The sequence below is a fragment of the Rhodanobacter ginsenosidimutans genome, assembly GCF_042655685.1.
Taxonomy (GTDB): domain Bacteria; phylum Pseudomonadota; class Gammaproteobacteria; order Xanthomonadales; family Rhodanobacteraceae; genus Rhodanobacter; species Rhodanobacter ginsenosidimutans.
Window position 1 is genome coordinate 2,078,721 of the sequence record NZ_JBHSMM010000001.1, and the last position, 16,546, is coordinate 2,095,266.

At 66.8% G+C, this 16,546-nt stretch carries 14 protein-coding genes; 3 read left to right on the plus strand and 11 right to left on the minus strand.

The features are described 5' to 3' along the window. Positions 1 to 224: 224 nt before the first annotated feature. The 7 genes from zipA to prfB form a co-directional block, all read right to left on the minus strand. Positions 225 to 1,214 (minus strand): cell division protein ZipA, encoded by a 990-nt coding sequence (zipA, locus tag ACFPK0_RS09195; RefSeq protein ID WP_377340310.1) that lies wholly within the window; start codon positions 1,212 to 1,214, stop codon positions 225 to 227. Between the two features lie 12 nt (positions 1,215 to 1,226). Then, a complete protein-coding gene (gene smc / locus ACFPK0_RS09200; RefSeq protein ID WP_377340009.1) occupies positions 1,227 to 4,727 on the minus strand; it encodes a chromosome segregation protein SMC in 3,501 nt (1,166 codons plus the stop codon). A gap of 129 nt (positions 4,728 to 4,856) precedes the next feature. Then, positions 4,857 to 5,117: a BolA family protein gene (locus tag ACFPK0_RS09205; RefSeq protein WP_377340011.1), complete on the minus strand. Its 261-nt coding sequence runs from the start codon at positions 5,115 to 5,117 to the stop codon at positions 4,857 to 4,859. Next, on the minus strand, positions 5,114 to 5,419 hold the full coding sequence (locus ACFPK0_RS09210; RefSeq protein WP_007080751.1) for a YciI family protein: 306 nt from the start codon (positions 5,417 to 5,419) through the stop codon (positions 5,114 to 5,116). Before ACFPK0_RS09210 ends, ACFPK0_RS09205 begins: the two co-directional genes overlap by 4 nt. 130 nt (positions 5,420 to 5,549) lie before the next feature. Continuing rightward, on the minus strand, positions 5,550 to 7,097 hold the full coding sequence (lysS, locus tag ACFPK0_RS09215; protein WP_377340013.1) for a lysine--tRNA ligase: 1,548 nt from the start codon (positions 7,095 to 7,097) through the stop codon (positions 5,550 to 5,552). 84 nt (positions 7,098 to 7,181) lie between these two features. Beyond that, positions 7,182 to 7,508, minus strand: a complete 327-nt coding sequence (locus tag ACFPK0_RS09220; RefSeq protein ID WP_377340015.1) for a hypothetical protein — start codon at positions 7,506 to 7,508, stop codon at positions 7,182 to 7,184. A gap of 47 nt (positions 7,509 to 7,555) precedes the next feature. After that, a protein-coding gene (gene prfB, locus ACFPK0_RS09225; protein WP_156458319.1) for a peptide chain release factor 2 occupies positions 7,556 to 8,681 on the minus strand; the annotation gives its coding sequence in 2 pieces (ribosomal slippage) (positions 7,556 to 8,605 and positions 8,607 to 8,681; 1,125 coding nt in all). Positions 8,682 to 8,787: 106 nt separating this feature from the next. On the opposite strand from prfB, the gene ACFPK0_RS09230 reads away from it, so the two are divergent. Both ACFPK0_RS09230 and chrA read left to right on the plus strand, forming a co-directional pair. Continuing rightward, complete coding sequence (locus tag ACFPK0_RS09230; RefSeq protein ID WP_377340017.1) at positions 8,788 to 10,269, plus strand: multicopper oxidase family protein; 1,482 nt, start codon at positions 8,788 to 8,790, stop codon at positions 10,267 to 10,269. After that, positions 10,266 to 11,465, plus strand: a complete 1,200-nt coding sequence (gene chrA / locus ACFPK0_RS09235; protein ID WP_377340020.1) for a chromate efflux transporter — start codon at positions 10,266 to 10,268, stop codon at positions 11,463 to 11,465. Before ACFPK0_RS09230 ends, chrA begins: the two co-directional genes overlap by 4 nt. Before the next feature lie 4 nt (positions 11,466 to 11,469). Here chrA and asnB read toward each other — a convergent pair whose 3' ends face one another. Continuing rightward, positions 11,470 to 13,152: an asparagine synthase B gene (asnB, locus tag ACFPK0_RS09240; RefSeq protein ID WP_377340022.1), complete on the minus strand. Its 1,683-nt coding sequence runs from the start codon at positions 13,150 to 13,152 to the stop codon at positions 11,470 to 11,472. Between the two features lie 113 nt (positions 13,153 to 13,265). On the opposite strand from asnB, the gene ACFPK0_RS09245 reads away from it, so the two are divergent. Then, positions 13,266 to 13,412 (plus strand): hypothetical protein, encoded by a 147-nt coding sequence (locus tag ACFPK0_RS09245; RefSeq protein WP_377340026.1) that lies wholly within the window; start codon positions 13,266 to 13,268, stop codon positions 13,410 to 13,412. A gap of 40 nt (positions 13,413 to 13,452) precedes the next feature. On the opposite strand, the gene ACFPK0_RS09250 is transcribed toward ACFPK0_RS09245, so the two are convergent. The 3 genes from ACFPK0_RS09250 to ACFPK0_RS09260 form a co-directional block, all read right to left on the minus strand. Further along, positions 13,453 to 13,827, minus strand: a complete 375-nt coding sequence (locus ACFPK0_RS09250) for a SpoIIAA family protein (RefSeq protein ID WP_377340028.1) — start codon at positions 13,825 to 13,827, stop codon at positions 13,453 to 13,455. A gap of 75 nt (positions 13,828 to 13,902) precedes the next feature. Next, positions 13,903 to 15,624 carry a single-stranded-DNA-specific exonuclease RecJ gene (gene recJ / locus ACFPK0_RS09255; RefSeq protein WP_377340031.1) on the minus strand — a complete coding sequence of 574 codons (1,722 nt, stop codon included), beginning with the start codon at positions 15,622 to 15,624 and terminating at the stop codon, positions 13,903 to 13,905. Next, positions 15,621 to 16,544, minus strand: a complete 924-nt coding sequence (locus ACFPK0_RS09260; RefSeq protein WP_377340033.1) for a phosphoglycerate mutase — start codon at positions 16,542 to 16,544, stop codon at positions 15,621 to 15,623. The genes recJ and ACFPK0_RS09260 overlap by 4 nt, the downstream gene beginning before the upstream one ends. Positions 16,545 to 16,546 lie beyond the last annotated feature (2 nt).

Here is a 16,546-nt window from a genome sequence, read left to right on the forward strand (position 1 = left end):
CGGGCGAGTCCACGGTGGCTCGCTGCCGTAGGCAGACAGATGAAAGCTCTTGCTCCAAGGCTGCATTCGAGCGCAAAAGCGTCGCGACTGAAGTCGCTCCTACAGACGTCAATGCATCAAGGCTGAAAAGGCATCGCGACTGAAGTCGCTCCCGCAGATGTTTCCGGAGACGGGGGGCAAGAGCATCGCGCACAGGGTGCGCTCCTACAACGGGTTGTACGTGCTCAGCGGCCGAAGATGATTTCCTGGCCTTCGTGTTCGCGATCCCATCCGCGCAGTTCGTCGCGGATGTGGGCGACGCGCTGGCGGCCGAGTGCGTTGCGTTCCTCGTCCAGCACCTGGCCATCGAGCAGTTCGGCCAGTCGTTGTGCGGTGGGCAGCATGGCGTCCCACGCGTCGAGTGCGGAGAGCGGCGCCGGCAGGGTCATGAAGAAGCTCACACCCAGGGTGCGCAGGTTGTCGAGTCGGGCCAGGTCGAAATTGCCCGGCTTCAGCATGTTGGCGACGCTGAAGATCGGCCCCAGCTCGCGCTTGCCGTCCACCAGGCGGTGATAGATGCCCATGTCGCCGTATTCGAGACCGGCCTTTTCAGCGGCAACCACCAGGTCGGAGCCGTTGAAATGGCCGCCGTCGCGGGCCACCACGAACAGCGTCACGATACGCTCCACCGGGAACTGGGCCGGGCGCTTGCCCAACTCGGAGCGCGGTGGCGGTGCAGCGGCGGCTGGCGGCGGCACGGGTGCACTGGCAACCGGTGCTGCGGGTGCGGGTGTGATGGAAGCTTCGACGACCGGCTCCGCTGCCGCGGATTCGTCGCGCGGGCTGGGCGCGCGCAGCACATCGACGATGGATGCCACGTGGTCGGCCAGTTTCGGCTGCGGTTTCGACACCGGCGGGGCGGAGTTGCGTTCGCCGGACAACGTGGCGCCCAGCCGTTCGAGCTCCTCGCGCAGGCCGATATCGAGTTCGCCCTGCTGCGCGCCCGAACCGCGCGGGCCGGAGATGTTGAACGCGGGATCGAAGGCGGCATCGTCGGCCAGGCTGGGCTCGCGCCGTTCGCCGGGATTCGGATGGCTGGACGCGCGACGCGCGCCGGGCTCCTTCTTCGGCTGGCCGAACAGCCAGATCAGCGCCAGCACGATCAGGCCCACGATCAGCATGGGAATGCCGACGGCGGGATTCCAGGCAAAGGCGAGCACGGGTTGCAGCGTCATCATGATGTGTCCTCAGGCGGCCCCCGCCAGTTTAGCTGCTTCGGCCAGATCGACCTGCACCAGGCGCGAAACGCCCGGCTCGCGCATGGTCACACCGCACAACTGCGATGCCGCTTCCATGGTGGCCTTGTTGTGGCTGATGAAGATGAACTGCACCTTCTCGCTCATCTCGCGCACCATCGAGGAGAAGCGGCCCACGTTGGCCTCGTCCAGCGGCGCATCCACCTCGTCGAGCAGGCAGAACGGCGCGGGGTTCAGGCCGAAGATGGAGAACACCAGCGCCACCGCGGTGAGCGCCTTCTCGCCGCCGGAGAGCAGCGAGATGTTGGACGGCCGTTTGCCCGGCGGGCGCGCCATGATCGACACGCCGGTGTTGAGCAGGTCGTCGCCGGTGAGTTCCAGGTACGCGTGACCGCCGCCGAACAGGCGCGGGAACAGCTCCTGCACGCCGGCGTTGACCTTGTCGAAGGTTTCCTTGAAGCGCTGGCGGGTTTCGCGGTCGATCTTCTTGATCGCACCCTCCAGCGTCTCCATCGCGCTGACCAGGTCGGCGAGCTGGTTGTCGAGGTAGGTCTTGCGCTCGCTCTGCTCGGCATGTTCCTGGATCGCGGCCAGGTTGACCGGCTCCAGCCGGGCGATCTTGTGGCCGATATCGGTGAGCTGCGCGCGCCACTGGTTGGCGTCGATATCCTCGGCCAGTTCGGCCAGCAGGGTTTCCAGCTCCAGGCCGGACTCGGCGATCGCCTGCGCCAGTTGTTCGGCGCGCAAGTGCAGCGCCTGCGCGGCGAGGCGCTTCTCGGACAGGCTTTCGCGCAACGCGGCCAGGCCTTGTTCGGCCAGGTGGCGTTGCTGCTCCAGTTGGCGGAACGCGATGTCGCATTCCTCCAGCGCGCGGCGGGCTTCCACCAATTGCTTGTCCACCAGCAGGCGCTGGTCGAGGTAGGTCTGGCGCTCGGCCTCGAGTTCGGCGATCGGGTCGGAGCCGGCCGCCAGTTGCTCGTTGATCTGGTCGCGGCGCGATTCGATCTGGCGCAGTTGCGCATCCATGCGGCTCAGCGACTGATCCAGCGAGGCCAGCGATGAGCGCTTGGATTCCAGTGACAGGGCCAGCGAGTGCGACTGGTCGGCCGCTTCGCGCGCGTTCATGCGCGCTTCCTCGCGTGCTTCAAGCAGCGCCCGGCGTTCGTTTTCCAGTTCGCGGCGCTGGTCTTCCATGTCGCCCATCAGGCCGACCGATTCGTCCAGCCGGGCGCGGGCGTCGCGGGTCTGGCTTTGCAGCTCGTCGATCTGCGCTGCCAGGTCGTTCAGTTCGCCGCTGACCTTGTCGGCGCGGGCGCGGGCGGCTTCCAGCTTGCCGCGGTGGCTCTGCAGCTGGCCGGCCAATTCGGACTGGCGACGGTGCGCGTTGTACAGCTCGCGCTGGGCGTCGTCGCGGGCGCGCTCGGCTTCGAACTTGCGCGTGCGCAGGTCATCGAGCTGGCCAGCGGCTTCTTCCAGCTGGCCTTCCAGCAGCGCGATCTGCTCGGTGAGCAGGCGCAGGTCGCGCTCGCGCGCCAGCACGCCCACCTGGTTGCCCTGCGCGCGGCGCACGCGCGCCCATTGCGGCGCCAGCCAATCGCCGTCGCGGGTGATGATGGACTGCTGCGGTGCCAGCGCGCCCACACGGTTGCACGCTTCGTCCAGGGTTTCGGCCGTCTGTACGTTGGACAGCAATTGCAGGGCCGCGGCGGGGCCGCGCACGCGGGCCGCCAGCGTGCCATTGGCGCCCTGCCCGCCGTCGACGGCATTGAGCAGCGCCAGGTCGGCTTCGCCCAGGCTGTCGAATTCGGAGACCAGGCCCAGCGGATCATCCACCAGCACGCCGTCCAGCAAGCCGGCCAGCACGGTTTCGACGGCCGATTCCCAGCCGTTGTCCACTTGCAACGCGGCGCCAAGGCGGCGCGCCTTGTCCAGACCCAGCCGCGCCAGCCAGCCGCTGGCCGCGCTTTCTTCCTGGCCCAACGCGGCATTCTGCAGCGCTTCCAGCGAGGCGTGACGACCGCGGGCGGATTGCAGTTGCTGGCGCGCCTCGTTCAGGGCGGACTGCAGCTGGCGCTCTTCCTCCTGCACCTTTTCGTGGCTGGTCTTGTGCTGGTCGAGCAGGCTGCCCAGCGTTTCCACGCGTTCGCGCTGGGTGTCGTGCTCGGTATGCAGCTGCTCGCCGGCGGCGTCCAGCGCGGCCACGTCGGTGGCTTTCTGCTCGGTTTCCAGCGCCTCGCGACGGCGCGACAGGTCGACCGCCTGGCGGTCCAGGTAATTGAGTTTGGTGCGCTCCACTTCGGCGGCGCGGTTGGATTCGCCGGCGCTGCGCGTATGGCTGTCCCAACGCTGCTGCCAGTCGCCCAGTTTCGCCTCGGTGCTGCGCTGGGCTTCGGCGGTTTCGTCCTGCATCTGCTGCAGGGCTTCGAGTTTTGGTTCGCCCTCGGCCAGCGCCATGCGCAGGGTTTCAATCTGTTCGCGGTCGGTGGCGATGTGGGCCGCCAGTTCGGCGTGTTCGCGCTCGGCCTCGCCCTGGGCGCGCTGCAGGCGCTCGGCGGTTTCGCGGTTGTGGTGCACCTGCTGCTCGACGCGGGCGATCTCGGCGCCGACCTTGTAGACGTCGGCCTGCACCGCGTTCAGATGCTCACTGGCATCGGTGTGACGCTCGCGCACGGTTTCCAGTTGCGCCTCGATCTCGCGCTGGCCGGCCAGCTGCTTCTCGATCTCGATCTCGGCGGCGGACAGGCCCGCGCCTTCGCCCTCGTGCTGGCTTTTCAGGCCGCGGTATTCCAGCGCGCGCAGCTCGGCTTCCTTGCGCGTCTGCTCTTCCTTCAACGCCTTCCAGCGCTCGGCGGCACGGGCCTGGCGGTTCAGGTGTTCGAGCTGCTTGTCCACCTCGTCGCGTACGTCGCGCACGCGGTCGAGGTTTTCGCGGGTAGCCTTGATGCGGCTTTCGGTTTCCTTGCGGCGCTCCTTGTATTTGGAGATGCCGGCTGCTTCCTCCAGATGAGTGCGCAGCTCTTCCGGGTGCGCCTCGATGATCTGGCTGATCATGCCCTGCTCGATGATCGAGTAGCTACGGGGGCCTAAGCCCGTGCCCAGGAACAGGTCGGTGATGTCGCGCCGGCGGCAGCGTGAGCCGTTGAGGTAATAGGAGGATTGGCCGTCGCGGGTGACCTGGCGCTTCACCGAGATCTCGGCGTACTGGCCGTATTCGCCCTGGATGGTGCCATCGGCATTGTCGAAGATCAGCTCGACCGTGGCCTGCCCCACCGGCTTGCGCGAGTTGGAGCCGGAGAAGATCACGTCGGTCAGCGAATCGCCGCGCAGGCGGCTGGCCGCGCTTTCGCCCATCACCCAGCGGATCGCGTCGATGATGTTGGATTTGCCGCAGCCGTTGGGGCCGACCACGCCGATCATGTTGCTGGGCAGGTGCAGGGTGGTCGGGTCCACGAAGGACTTGAAACCGGCGAGTTTGATGGTGCTCAGGCGCATGCGGTCATCGGTGGATCATCGGGTGGTGCCCATGGCAGCGGGCGACAGGGCACTGTGCCAAACGGTGGCCGTGGCCGCAATGCATTCCGGCGTGCCAAACAGCTTCAAGTATAGATTCTATATATTTGTTTATTCAGTCTTTGCATCGATCGACAGCGCATGAATGCCGTTGTCCATCAATCCTTCAAGCGCCGCATAGATCATCCGGTGACGCTTCAACGGCAGTTGGCCGGCAAAGGCGGCACTGACGATCCGTACGTGGAAATGCCCCTTGCCCTCGCCCGCGTGGCCGGCGTGCTTGTGGCCTTCGTCGATGATTTCCAGCGCCGTCGGTGCAAAGGCCGCATCCAGCCGCGCGCGGATCTGCGCCATGACCGGCGACCCGTTCATGCTGCCGGCAGCGCCTTGAGGAACGGCTTGACCGAGGTTTCGCGATAGACACCGGCAGCGATGTACGGATCAGCGCCCGCCCATTCCTGCGCCTGCGCCAGCGAGGCGAACTCGGCCACGATCAGGCTGCCACTGAAACCGGCCGGGCCCGGCTCGGGCGAATCTATGGCGGGAAACGGGCCGGCCAGCAGCAAGCGGCCTTCGTCCTGCAACTGCTTCAACCGGGCGATATGGGCCGGGCGCGCAGACTTGCGTCCCGCCAGTGATTCGGGATTGTCAGTGCCGACGATGGCGTACCACATGGCGAACTCCATTTGAGGTTGATGAGGTCGAGGCCGCTCCGCGTAGGAGCCCACCCTGTGGGCGATCGCTTTTCGTCACGCTTGAATTAAAAGCATCGCCCACAGGGTGGGCTCCTACACACGCGCGATGTCAGGCCTCGGGGCGCATATAGGGGAACAGCAGCACGTCGCGGATCGAGGCCGAATCGGTCAGCAGCATCACCAGCCGATCGATGCCGATGCCCAGGCCGCCGGTGGGCGGCAGGCCGACTTCCAGTGCGCGGATGTAGTCGGCATCGAAGTGCATGGCTTCGTCGTCGCCGGCGTCCTTGGCGTCGACCTGGGCCTGGAAGCGGGCGGCCTGGTCTTCCGGGTCGTTCAACTCGGAGAAGCCATTCGCCAGTTCCTTGCCGTTGACGAACAGCTCGAAGCGGTCGGTGATGCCCTTGTCGGTGTCGCTCTCGCGCGCCAGCGGTGACACCTCGACCGGGTGGTCGGTGATGAAGGTGGGCTGGATCAGGGTGTGCTCGACGGTCTTCTCGAAGATTTCCAGCAGCAGTTTGCCCCAGCCGTAACCGGGCTTGACCTGCACGCCGACGCGCTTCGCGTGCGCCGCCATCGCCTCGCGGTCGCGCAGCTCCTCGCGCTTGATCCCGGAGTTGAGTTCCAGCACCGCGTCTTCCATGCGCCAGCGGCGGAACGCGGGGCCGACGTCGATGTCGGCGCCGTCCCAGGTCAGTGCGGTGGTGCCCAGCACGGTCTGCGCGATGTCGCGGATCAGGCCTTCGGTGAGGTCCATGATGTCGTGGTAGGTGGCGTAGGCCTGGTACAGCTCCAGCATGGTGAACTCGGGGTTGTGCCGGGTCGACACGCCCTCGTTGCGGAAGTTGCGGTTGATCTCGTAGACGCGATCGAAGCCGCCGACGACGAGGCGCTTCAGGTAAAGCTCCGGCGCCACGCGCAGGTACAGCTCCAGATCCAGCGCGTTGTGATGCGTGGTGAACGGCCGCGCGGTGGCACCGCCGGGGATCATGTGCATCATCGGCGTTTCCACTTCCATGAAGCGGCGCGTGGGCGCTTCCAGCCACTGGCGCATGCTGCCGATGATCTTCGAGCGCAGGATGAAGGTGCGGCGCGCTTCCTCGGTGACGATCAGGTCGACGTAGCGCTGGCGGTAGCGCTGCTCCACGTCGGCCAGGCCGTGGAATTTGTCCGGCAGCGGACGCAGGCTCTTGGTCAGCAGGCGCAGCTGATCCACCCGCACGGAAAGCTCGCCGGTCTTGGTGCGCATCAGCAGGCCTTCGGCGCCCACGATGTCGCCCACGTCCCAACCCTTGAACGCTTCGTAGGCCTCGCCCAGCGTGCCCTGGTGCACGAACAACTGGATGCGGCCGGTCTGGTCCTGCATCTGCACGAAGCTGACCTTGCCCTGCCCGCGCTTGAGCAGGATGCGTCCGGCCACCTTCACCCGTCGCGCGAGGGCGTCGATCGCTTCGGCCGTATGGACGTCCTTGTCGGCGTACTCGGTCTGCAGGTCGCCGGCAAAGCTGTCCACCCGGAAATCGTTGGGGAACGCGATGCCCTGCGCGCGCAACGCCTTCAATTTTTCGCGACGCTCGGCGATAAGCCTGTTTTCGTCAGGCCTGCTTTCGTCAGGCTTGCTGTCGTCGGTGATCGGGGTGTCGGTCGATGCGCTCATGGAAACTCTGTTGCTCCGGGCAGCCGCCGCGATGGGCGCGTGGCTGGTTGTCGATGACTGTTGTCGGATGACGGCTCGCGCGCGTCAGTCGCCCTTGCTGAAAACCTTTTTGACCGCATGCGTGGTGGCGTTCCAGCCGTCGCGCGCACCGTGCCCCACGGCCACGCCCGCGTCTTTGGCGCCATGGCCGATGCCCACGCCAGCCTCTTTCGCACCGTGACCGATTTTCTTGCCCACGCGGGCGCTGGCGTGCCCGACGTCGCGGGCGCCGTCGGCGATGCCATGGCCGGCCGATTTCGCGCCCTGCTTGACGCTCTGGCCGAAGCTTTCCTGGCCCGCGTGGGCGGTCATGCCGAACATGGCAAGGCCGGCGCACATCGCCAGCAGGATGCCGTTCTTCTTGCGGTTCATGGCTTCACTCCCATTCGGGCAAATACGGGGAACCCACACGTTGGCACTCAGGCGTCACTGCGTTTGGAGCCGGCTTCGAGGCCCGATTTCAAGCTTGCCTCGATGAATTCGTCCAGGTCGCCGTCGAGCACTTTCTGTGTATCGGTGCGTTCGATGCCGGTGCGCAGGTCCTTGATGCGGCTCTGGTCCAGCACGTAGTTGCGGATCTGGCTGCCCCAGCCGATGTCCGACTTGGTCGCTTCCAGCGCATCTTTCTCGACATTGCGCTTCTGCACTTCCAGTTCGTACAGCTTCGCGGCCAGCATCTTCATCGCGGTATCGCGGTTGGCGTGCTGGCTGCGGCCGGTCTGGCAGGCGACCACGGTATTGGTGGGGATGTGCGTGATGCGCACGGCCGATTCGGTCTTGTTGACGTGCTGGCCGCCCGCGCCGGAGGAGCGATAGACGTCCGTTCGCAGGTCCGCCGGGTTGATGTCGATGTCGATGTCGTCATCGACTTCGGGCGACACGAACACCGAGGTGAAACTGGTATGGCGGCGGTTGTCCGAATCGAACGGAGACTTGCGCACCAGGCGGTGCACGCCGATCTCGGTCTTCAGCCAGCCGTAGGCGTAGTCGCCCTCGACGCGGAAGGTGGCGGACTTCACGCCAGCCACGTCGCCGCCGGAGACTTCCATCAGCTCGGTTTTCCAGCCGCGGTTTTCGCACCAGCGCAGGTACATGCGCAGCAGCATCTCGGCCCAGTCCTGCGCCTCGGTACCGCCGGCGCCGGCCTGGATATCGACGAACGCATTCATCGCATCCATCTTGCCGGAGAACATGCGCTGGAATTCCAGCTTGCCGACCTGGCTCTCGAGCCGCGCCAGATCGGTGATGACCGATTGCGCCGTCTCGTCGTCCTCGTCGGCGATGGCCATTTCCAGCAATTCACCAGCGTCGGTGAGCCCGGCGGTGAGCGTGTCGATGCCGTCGACGATGGTGTGCAGGCGGGCGCGCTCGCGGCCCAGTTCCTGCGCGCGGGCCGGGTCGTCCCACACGGTGGGGCTTTCCAGCTCGCGGGTTACTTCTTCCAGACGTTCGCTTTTTGTAGCGTAGTCAAAGATACCCCCTAAGCGACTCGACCCGGTCCCGGAGGTCCGCGATCTGCGCATGGATGGGATTGGTCTCGATCATCGTGAAATCTTGGTGGGAGGCAAGCGCGCAAGAATACCAGAGGAGGCACCGCCCTCGCCGCCCTACGCACTACACTGGCCGCGCTTATCTCCGAATGGAGTCCGCCATGCCGATCGACCGCCGGGCGTTCCTGAAACTGGGTGGACTGACCTTGGCCGGCACCGCGCCCGGCCTGCTCCACGCCGACGACGCGCTGACAATGCAACCAGCTGAACCACTTCGCCCCGCCGACCACACGCTGCGCATCGGCCGCAGCCTGGTGGAACTGGCGCCGGACCACATCGTTCCCACCCGCACCTACAACGGCCAGTTTCCCGGGCCGCTGCTGCGACTGAAGCAGGGCCAGCCGGTGGTGGTGGACATCCACAACGACACCGACACGCCCGAGCAACTGCACTGGCACGGGCAATTCCTGCCCGCCGCGGTGGATGGCGCGGCCGAGGAAGGCACGCCGTACATTCCGGCCCACGGCATGCGCCGGATTGCCTTCGTACCCGGTCCGGCGGGGCTGCGCTTCTATCACACGCATGTGCGCGCCGGTACCGATCTCGACCTGGGCCAGTACAACGGCCTGGTCGGCCCCGTATACATCGAGCCGCCGCACGAGTCCGGCGCCTGGGACCGCGAGGTGTTCCTGACGCTGAAGGAGTTCGATCCGTTCTTCAGCAAGGGCGGCGACATGGCGATGGATTTCCTGCAGCCCGACAAGCGCGACCCGATCTTGCAGCAGCGCGGCGAAACAGCGATGAAGGCGTCGCTGGCCGGTGGCTCCGCGCACGGGTATGAGGTGGGCTACCAGTCGTTCTCGATCAACGGCCGCATGCTCGGCCATGGCGAGCCGATCCGCGTACGCGCCGGCGAGCGCGTGTTGCTGCACATCATCAACGGCAGCGCCACCGAGATCCGCAGCCTCGCCCTGCCCGGTCACGCGTTCACGGTGGTGGCGCTGGATGGCAATCCGGTGCCGCACCCGGCCACGGTGCCGGTGTTGTGGCTGGGCACCGCCGAACGCATTTCAGCCATCGTCGAGATGACGCATCCGGGCGTGTGGATACTCGGCGACCTCGCCGATGACGATCGCAACCGCGGCATGGGCATCGTGGTCGAGTACGCCGGCCACGGCGGCAAGCCGCAGTGGATCAAGCCGCCGCCGTTCTGGTGGGACTACCGCCGCTTCGCCTCGCCGGATGCGCCACCACCAGCCACTCCCGACGAGACCATCGAGCTGACATTCGCCAAGCGCAACGCGGCGCTCCATGGTTTCAACCAGTGGACCATCAACGGCCAGCCGTTCGACATGCGCGCGATGCAGCCGAGGTTCCGCCTGCAGTACGGCAAGCGCTATCGGCTGCGCATGCACAACGCCAGCGACGACATCCACCCGATGCACCTGCACCGGCACAGCTTCGAGATCACCCGCATCGCCGGCCAGCCCGTCGCGGGCGTGGTCAAGGACGTGGTGATGCTGGGTGGCTACCAGAGCATGGATGTCGATTTCACCGCCGACCAGCGCGGGTTGTCGTTGTTCCACTGTCACATGCAATTACACATGGACTTCGGCTTCATGGCGCTGTTCGACTGCGCATGAGCGATGCATCCGCGCCGGCCGGCTCTGCCCGGGAAGTGCTGAGTGCGTTTCTCAGGCTGGGCATGACTTCGTTCGGCGGACCGATCGCCCATTTGGGCTATTTCCATCGCGAATTTGTCGAACGGCGACGCTGGCTGGATGACGAGCGTTTCGGCCAGATGCTGGCGTTGTGCCAGTTCCTGCCGGGGCCGGCGAGCAGCCAGCTGGGCTTTTCCATCGGCCTGCTGCGAGCCGGTGGCTGGGGCGGGGTTGCCGCCTTTGTCGGCTTCACGCTGCCCTCGGCCCTGTTGATGTTTGCCTTCGCCGCGCTGAGCGCGCATTGGTCCGGCGCGCCGGGCCAGGCGGCGATCCACGGCTTGAAACTGGTCGCCGTGGCGGTGGTCGCCCAGGGTTTGCTCGGCATGGCGCGCCGGCTCACGCCAGACTTGCCGCGCCTGCTGCTCGCCGTGTTCGCCGCCTTGCTGGTGACAGTCGGCGGCAACGCATGGTTGCAATTGATCGTGATCGCGCTGGGCGCGCTGCTGGGCCCGTGGCTGTGCCGCTCGGTGACGGCGCATCCGGGTCAGCCGCTGACGCTGCGGCATGGACGGCGCAGCGGCATCGTGCTGCTGGCCGTGTTCGCCACGCTGCTGCTTCTGTCGCTGTTGCCGTGGTCCGAAGCACCGGCGTGGGCCCGGATTACCGCCGGTTTCTATCGCACAGGTGCGCTGGTCTTCGGCGGCGGCCACGTGGTGCTGCCCCTGCTGAAACAGACCGTGGTCGATCCCGGCTGGCTCGATGGAAACAGCTTCCTCGCCGGCTACGGTGCCGCCCAGGCGGTACCCGGCCCGATGTTCAGCCTGGCGGCGTTTCTGGGCGAGCGCATCGGCATCGGGCACAGCGGCGCACTGGGCGCCGCCGTCTGTCTGCTGGCGATCTTCCTGCCGGGATTGCTGCTGGTTTCCGCGGCATTGCCGTTCTGGCAGGCACTGGCCGCGCGCAACGATGCCGCGCGCGTGCTGGCCGGCGTCAACGCCGCCGTGGTCGGCCTGCTCGCCGCCGCGCTGTACAACCCGGTGTGGACCGGTGCCGTACAGCGCCCGCTGGATGCCATCGTCGCGTTGAGCGCCTTTGCCCTGTTCGCCTGGGCCCGCTGGCCGGCACTCGCCATCGTTGGATGGTGCGTGACGGCCTCGCTGCTTGCGGAGCTGCTCTGACGGCTCAGGCCAGCGCTTTTTCGTGCACGCCCTTGACCGCACGACCGGACGGGTCGGCGGCCGCGGCAAAGGACGGATCCCAGGCAATGGCTGCCGGCGACGAGCAGGCGATCGACTTGCAGCCCGGCACGGTGGCCGCGCAAGCCTCACTGGGATAGTGCTGCTCGAAGATGCGGCGGTAGAAATACGCTTCCTTGGTGGCCGGCGTGTTGAACGGATAGCGCGCGGCCGCGGCGGCGAATTCGCGATCGCTGACGGACTGCTCGGCGTGGTCCTTCAGGCCGTCGATCCAGCCGTAGCCCACGCCGTCGCTGAACTGCTCTTTCTGCCGCCACAGGATTTCCTTCGGCAGCGCGCCGTCGAACGCCTCGCGCAATACGTGCTTCTCGATCTTGCCGTTGCCGGCCATCTTGTGCTTCGCGTCCAGGCCCATCGCGGTGTCGAGGAATTCCAGGTCCAGGAACGGCACGCGCGCTTCCACGCCCCAGGCCATCATCGACTTGTTGGCGCGCAGGCAGTCGTAGCTGTGCAAGGTGTCGAGCTTGCGCACGGTCTCCTCGTGGAACGCCTCGGCCGACGGCGCCTTGTGGAAGTACAGGTAGCCGCCGAAGATTTCGTCCGAGCCCTCGCCCGACAGCACCATCTTCACGCCCATCGCCTTGATCCTGCGCGCCAGCAGGAACATCGGCGTGGCGGCACGGATGGTGGTGACGTCGTAGGTTTCGATGTGGCGGATCACCTCGGGAATCGCATCCAGGCCTTCGGCGAAGGTGTAGACGAAGCCGTGGTGCACGGTGCCCAGCGCGTCGGCGGCGATCTGCGCGGCGGCCAGGTCGGGCGAGCCTTCCAGGCCGATGGCGAACGAATGCAGCCGCGGCCACCAGGCCTCGCTGCGGTCGTTGTCCTCGATCCGCTCACGGGCGAAGCGCGCGGCGCAGGCGGCGACCAGCGACGAATCCAGGCCACCGGACAGCAGTACGCCGTAGGGTACGTCGGTCATCAGCTGGCGGTGCACCGCCTGCTCGAACGCCTCGCGCAAGGCTGCCGGGGTCAGGTCGTGGCCGCGGGTGTTGGCGTACTCGCGCCAATCCTTCTTGTAGTACTGACGCAATTCGCCGACGGCGCTGTCGTAAACGTGGCCAGGCGGGAACGGCGCCACGTCGGCGCACAGCGTGGCCAATGCCTTCATCTCCGACGCCACGCACAAACGACCCTGCGCATCGTGACCCCAGTACAGCGGGCACACGCCGATGGGATCGCGGGCGATCACGTAGCGCTTCGCCGTGCCATCCCACAGCGCGAACGCGAAGATGCCGTTGAGCTTGTTGACGAAATCGCCGGCGGCATCGGTGGCGGCCTGCTCGCGGTACAGCGCGTTGATGACTTCGCAGTCGGAGCCGGTGGTGAAGTCGTAGCTGCTGGCGGCGCGCAATTCGCGGTGGTTGTAGATCTCGCCGTTGACTGCCAGCGCCAGCTCGCCGTCGCGCGAACGCAACGGCTGGGCGCCGCTGGTCGGGTCGACGATGGCCAGCCGCTCGTGCACCAGGATCGCGCCTTCATCGACGAACACGCCGCTCCAGTCCGGACCACGGTGGCGCTGGCGCTGCGACAGCTCCAGTGCCTGGCGGCGCAACGCACCCAGGTCGTCGCCCGGCTGCAGATCAAACATCCCGAAAATCGAACACATGCCACTACCCCTTTCTCGTCAATGTGGTTGATGGTGTCGCCGGTTGCCCGGCAAGATTCTGTCGCGCCCAAAAACAAAAAGGCCCGCACTAGGCGGGCCTTTTCGCGTATGGGATGAAACTTCAGCTACGCGCCGGCCCGCCAATGGTTGGCGTTATTATTCGCGCGATTATTATTGCGACCGACCAGCACACCAGGACGCGCCAGAGCGGCGGCGTCGATGAAAAAACTGGCGGGCTGAAAATGCATGCTGGTCAATAGAACAGATTGGACGTCCATACGCAAGTGCCGCGTTGCAACATCATCCCGGCAGCAATTCGGCGATCCAGCGTTTGGCCGTCTCCAGGTCAGCCAGCGAAAACAGGCGGAACTCGCCGGGCATCATGAAACCCATGGCGTTGGCGGTGGCGCGCAGCCAGGTCACATCGGTCACCAGGGCCACCCGCTCCCAGCCACTGAAATGGCGCGCGCCCATCTTCACGTCGTCCCACATGGCGCCGGGGTCGAACCCGGTGAAGTCCTCGTCGATCACGTACAGCAAGCGCAATTTGCGGTTGAGCGCGAACGCCGCCTCCACGTCGGGTACGACCACGCGCTCGTAATCGTCGGCGGTGACCCGGCCGTGGGCGCGAAAACCCAGCGTGCCGGCGGGCAATCCTTCCATCTGCTTGATCATGGCGTTCTCCTGAAGTGGGACGCCGCAAGCGTGAAACACCGCCTGTGAAGAGCGGGCAATGGCTGGCGTGGAGATTCAGGCCGGCTCGATATGCCGCAACAGCAGCCGCGGTGATTCCCGACCCTGCCAGTCGTTGATGGTCAGCTCGTAGGCGGCGCGCAGCGAGGTCGGCGGCGGATGGCCGTGGTAGGCGTTGAACATCACCGCGTCGTGTTGGGCGCCGTCGCGCGGGTCGCGCAATTGCAGGCGCAGGTGGCGCTCGCCCATCACCTTCCAGCTGATGCACTCGAAGACATCGTCGAACAACGGCTCGGGGAATGCCTGGCCCCAGGGGCCGGCGTGACGCAGTTGCCGCGCCAGCGCCAGCGACGCCGCGCCGGGTGGCAGCCCGCCATCGGTGAAGAGCACGGCCTGCAGCCGCTCAGCATCGATCAGCTCCTGCGCGACCGCGTCGAAGGCCGCCGCGAAACGCGGGTAATCGCAGGTTTTCAGGCTCAACCCGGCGGCCATCGCGTGACCGCCGAAGCGTTCGATCAGGCCGGGGTGGCGCGCGTCGATCACGGCCAGCGCGTCGCGGATATGGAAACCGGCGATCGAGCGGGCCGAGCCGCGCAGGTCGTCGATGTTCTCCTCGCTGGCAGGCGCGAACGCTATCACCGGCCGATGCAGGCGATCCTTCAACTTGGACGCCACCAGCCCCACCACGCCGGCATGCCAGGACGGCTCGTACAACGCCACCCCGATCGCATCGGTGTGCGCCATGTTGGCGGCCATCACTTCTGCCTCGGCCACCATCGACGCCTGCAGGTCGCGCCGTTCCTGGTTGATCGCGCTGAGTTCTTCGGCATGGCGGCGCGCTTGTCCCACATCATCGGTGAGCAGGCATTCGACACCCAGTCGCATGTCTTCCAGCCGGCCAGCAGCATTCAACCGCGGACCGACGGCAAAGCCCAGATCGCTGGCGCACAGCGTCGCCAGACTGCGCTTGCCCGACTCGACCAGTGCCGTGATACCTGCGCAGGCCTGACCGCTGCGGATGCGCTGCAAGCCGGCGGCCACCAGCACGCGGTTGTTGAAATCCAGCGGCACCAGATCAGCCACCGTGCCCAGCGCCACCAGGTCGAGCAGGCCTGAAAGGTCGGGACGCGCGGGCGAGCCGGCCGGAAACAGCCGCGCGCGCAACGCCAGCAACAGGTAGAACATCACGCCCACGCCTGCCAGCGCCTTGCTGGGAAAGCCGTCGCCGGCCAGGTTGGGGTTCACCATCGCGTCGCAGTCGGGCAGTTGTTCGCCGGGCAGATGGTGGTCGGTGACGATGACGCGGATGCCGCGCGCTTTCGCCGCCGCCACGCCCGCCACGCTGGCCACGCCGTTGTCCACGGTGACGATCAATTGCGGCGAGGGTTGCAGCGAGGCCACCAGCGCCGGGCTCAACCCGTAGCCATGGATGAAGCGGTTGGGCACGGCATAGCCGAGATGCCGCGCGCCCAGCAATCGCAACCCGCGCATCGCCACGGCGGTGCCGGTGGCGCCGTCGCAGTCATAGTCGCCGGCGATCAGGATGCTCCAGTCGCCTTCGATCGCCTGGACGAGCAAGTCGACCGCCTGCTCCATGCCGCCCAGCATCTGCGGCGACAGCAGCCGGGCCAGCCGGTGCTCCACCTGCTCGGGGCCGAACACGCCGCGGGCGGCGTAGATCCGCTGCAACACCGGGTGCACCGAATCGGGCCAGCCGCTGGCTTCGCCCAGACTGGCGCGGCGACGCAATTGCAGCGGGCTCGAGGCCACTGCGCTCAAGCGCCCGCCCCACGCCAGAAACGCCAGCGGTGCCAGGGTTTGCGCTGCCAGCGCTCGCCGCTGGCGAAGTGCAGCATCACCGGCTGACGCGCCAACAACGATTGCAGCGCGGGCCACCATTTGGTGGCGATGTCGCCGGCCGGCAGATCCTGCAAGTCGATCAGCCAGCCCTTGCCCGCCGCCGCCACCGTCTCGGCCGTGCGCGATTGATGCGCGGTTCCAGCGCGTGCCGCCAGCGCGTTGAGCACCACGTCGTCACTGACCACGCCAGCCCATTCGCTGCGCAACGGACCCGGCAGCACGCCGCCACCCCACAGCCACAGGCTGTTGACTGGCGACAGCCCCTGGGCCCGCCGCTGCGCATTCAAGGGATGCTGGTGCAGCAGGATCTGCACCTCATTGAGCAGCACGCGCCAGCGCTTGCCTTGCGGACCTTGCGGCAGGTGTTGCGCCAGATCCTCGCCCATCGCCTGCTCCGGCGCGGCGAAGGTGGGCAACGGGCTGTCCTTGGCCAGCCGCAGGTGCCAGCGGTCGGGCGCGGTGATTTCCAACAGCATGCCGGCGTCGCCGAACACGGGTTTCAGGGGCGCGGCCAGCGCTTGCGCGTCGGCCATGCTCAGCTCCATCTGGCCGCATGCCAGCAGGCGCACGCCGTTGATGTCCGGCTGCACCCAGGCGGGGTCGGCCGACAACCAGCCATGCCCCGCCGCATCACCGCTGAGGTAATCGCGCGTCAACGCCGCCGCCGGCAACGGCGAGCCCGCGCCGGGGAAATGATCGCCAAGCCCGTCGAGATACCCGGTGGAACCGTCAGCCAGCCGATCGGCGCGAACCAGCAACTGGCGCAGCGGATGATCCGGCGCGAAGCGCGGCAGTGCGGGCAACCACAGGTGCAGCGGACGTTCGGGCTTCGCACTCACGA

What these genes read in the sequence shown, in the direction of transcription:
- ACFPK0_RS09230 (WP_377340017.1), top strand. Translation starts at nt 8,788, where the DNA reads ATGCCGATCGACCGCCGGGCGTTCCTGAAACTGGGTGGACTGACCTTG.
- asnB (WP_377340022.1), bottom strand. Translation starts at nt 13,152, where the DNA reads ATGTGTTCGATTTTCGGGATGTTTGATCTGCAGCCGGGCGACGACCTG.
- lysS (WP_377340013.1), bottom strand. Translation starts at nt 7,097, where the DNA reads ATGAGCGCATCGACCGACACCCCGATCACCGACGACAGCAAGCCTGAC.
- chrA (WP_377340020.1), top strand. Translation starts at nt 10,266, where the DNA reads ATGAGCGATGCATCCGCGCCGGCCGGCTCTGCCCGGGAAGTGCTGAGT.
- ACFPK0_RS09220 (WP_377340015.1), bottom strand. Translation starts at nt 7,508, where the DNA reads ATGAACCGCAAGAAGAACGGCATCCTGCTGGCGATGTGCGCCGGCCTT.
- ACFPK0_RS09210 (WP_007080751.1), bottom strand. Translation starts at nt 5,419, where the DNA reads ATGTGGTACGCCATCGTCGGCACTGACAATCCCGAATCACTGGCGGGA.
- ACFPK0_RS09245 (WP_377340026.1), top strand. Translation starts at nt 13,266, where the DNA reads ATGAAACTTCAGCTACGCGCCGGCCCGCCAATGGTTGGCGTTATTATT.
- smc (WP_377340009.1), bottom strand. Translation starts at nt 4,727, where the DNA reads ATGCGCCTGAGCACCATCAAACTCGCCGGTTTCAAGTCCTTCGTGGAC.
- ACFPK0_RS09205 (WP_377340011.1), bottom strand. Translation starts at nt 5,117, where the DNA reads ATGAACGGGTCGCCGGTCATGGCGCAGATCCGCGCGCGGCTGGATGCG.
- zipA (WP_377340310.1), bottom strand. Translation starts at nt 1,214, where the DNA reads ATGACGCTGCAACCCGTGCTCGCCTTTGCCTGGAATCCCGCCGTCGGC.
- ACFPK0_RS09250 (WP_377340028.1), bottom strand. Translation starts at nt 13,827, where the DNA reads ATGATCAAGCAGATGGAAGGATTGCCCGCCGGCACGCTGGGTTTTCGC.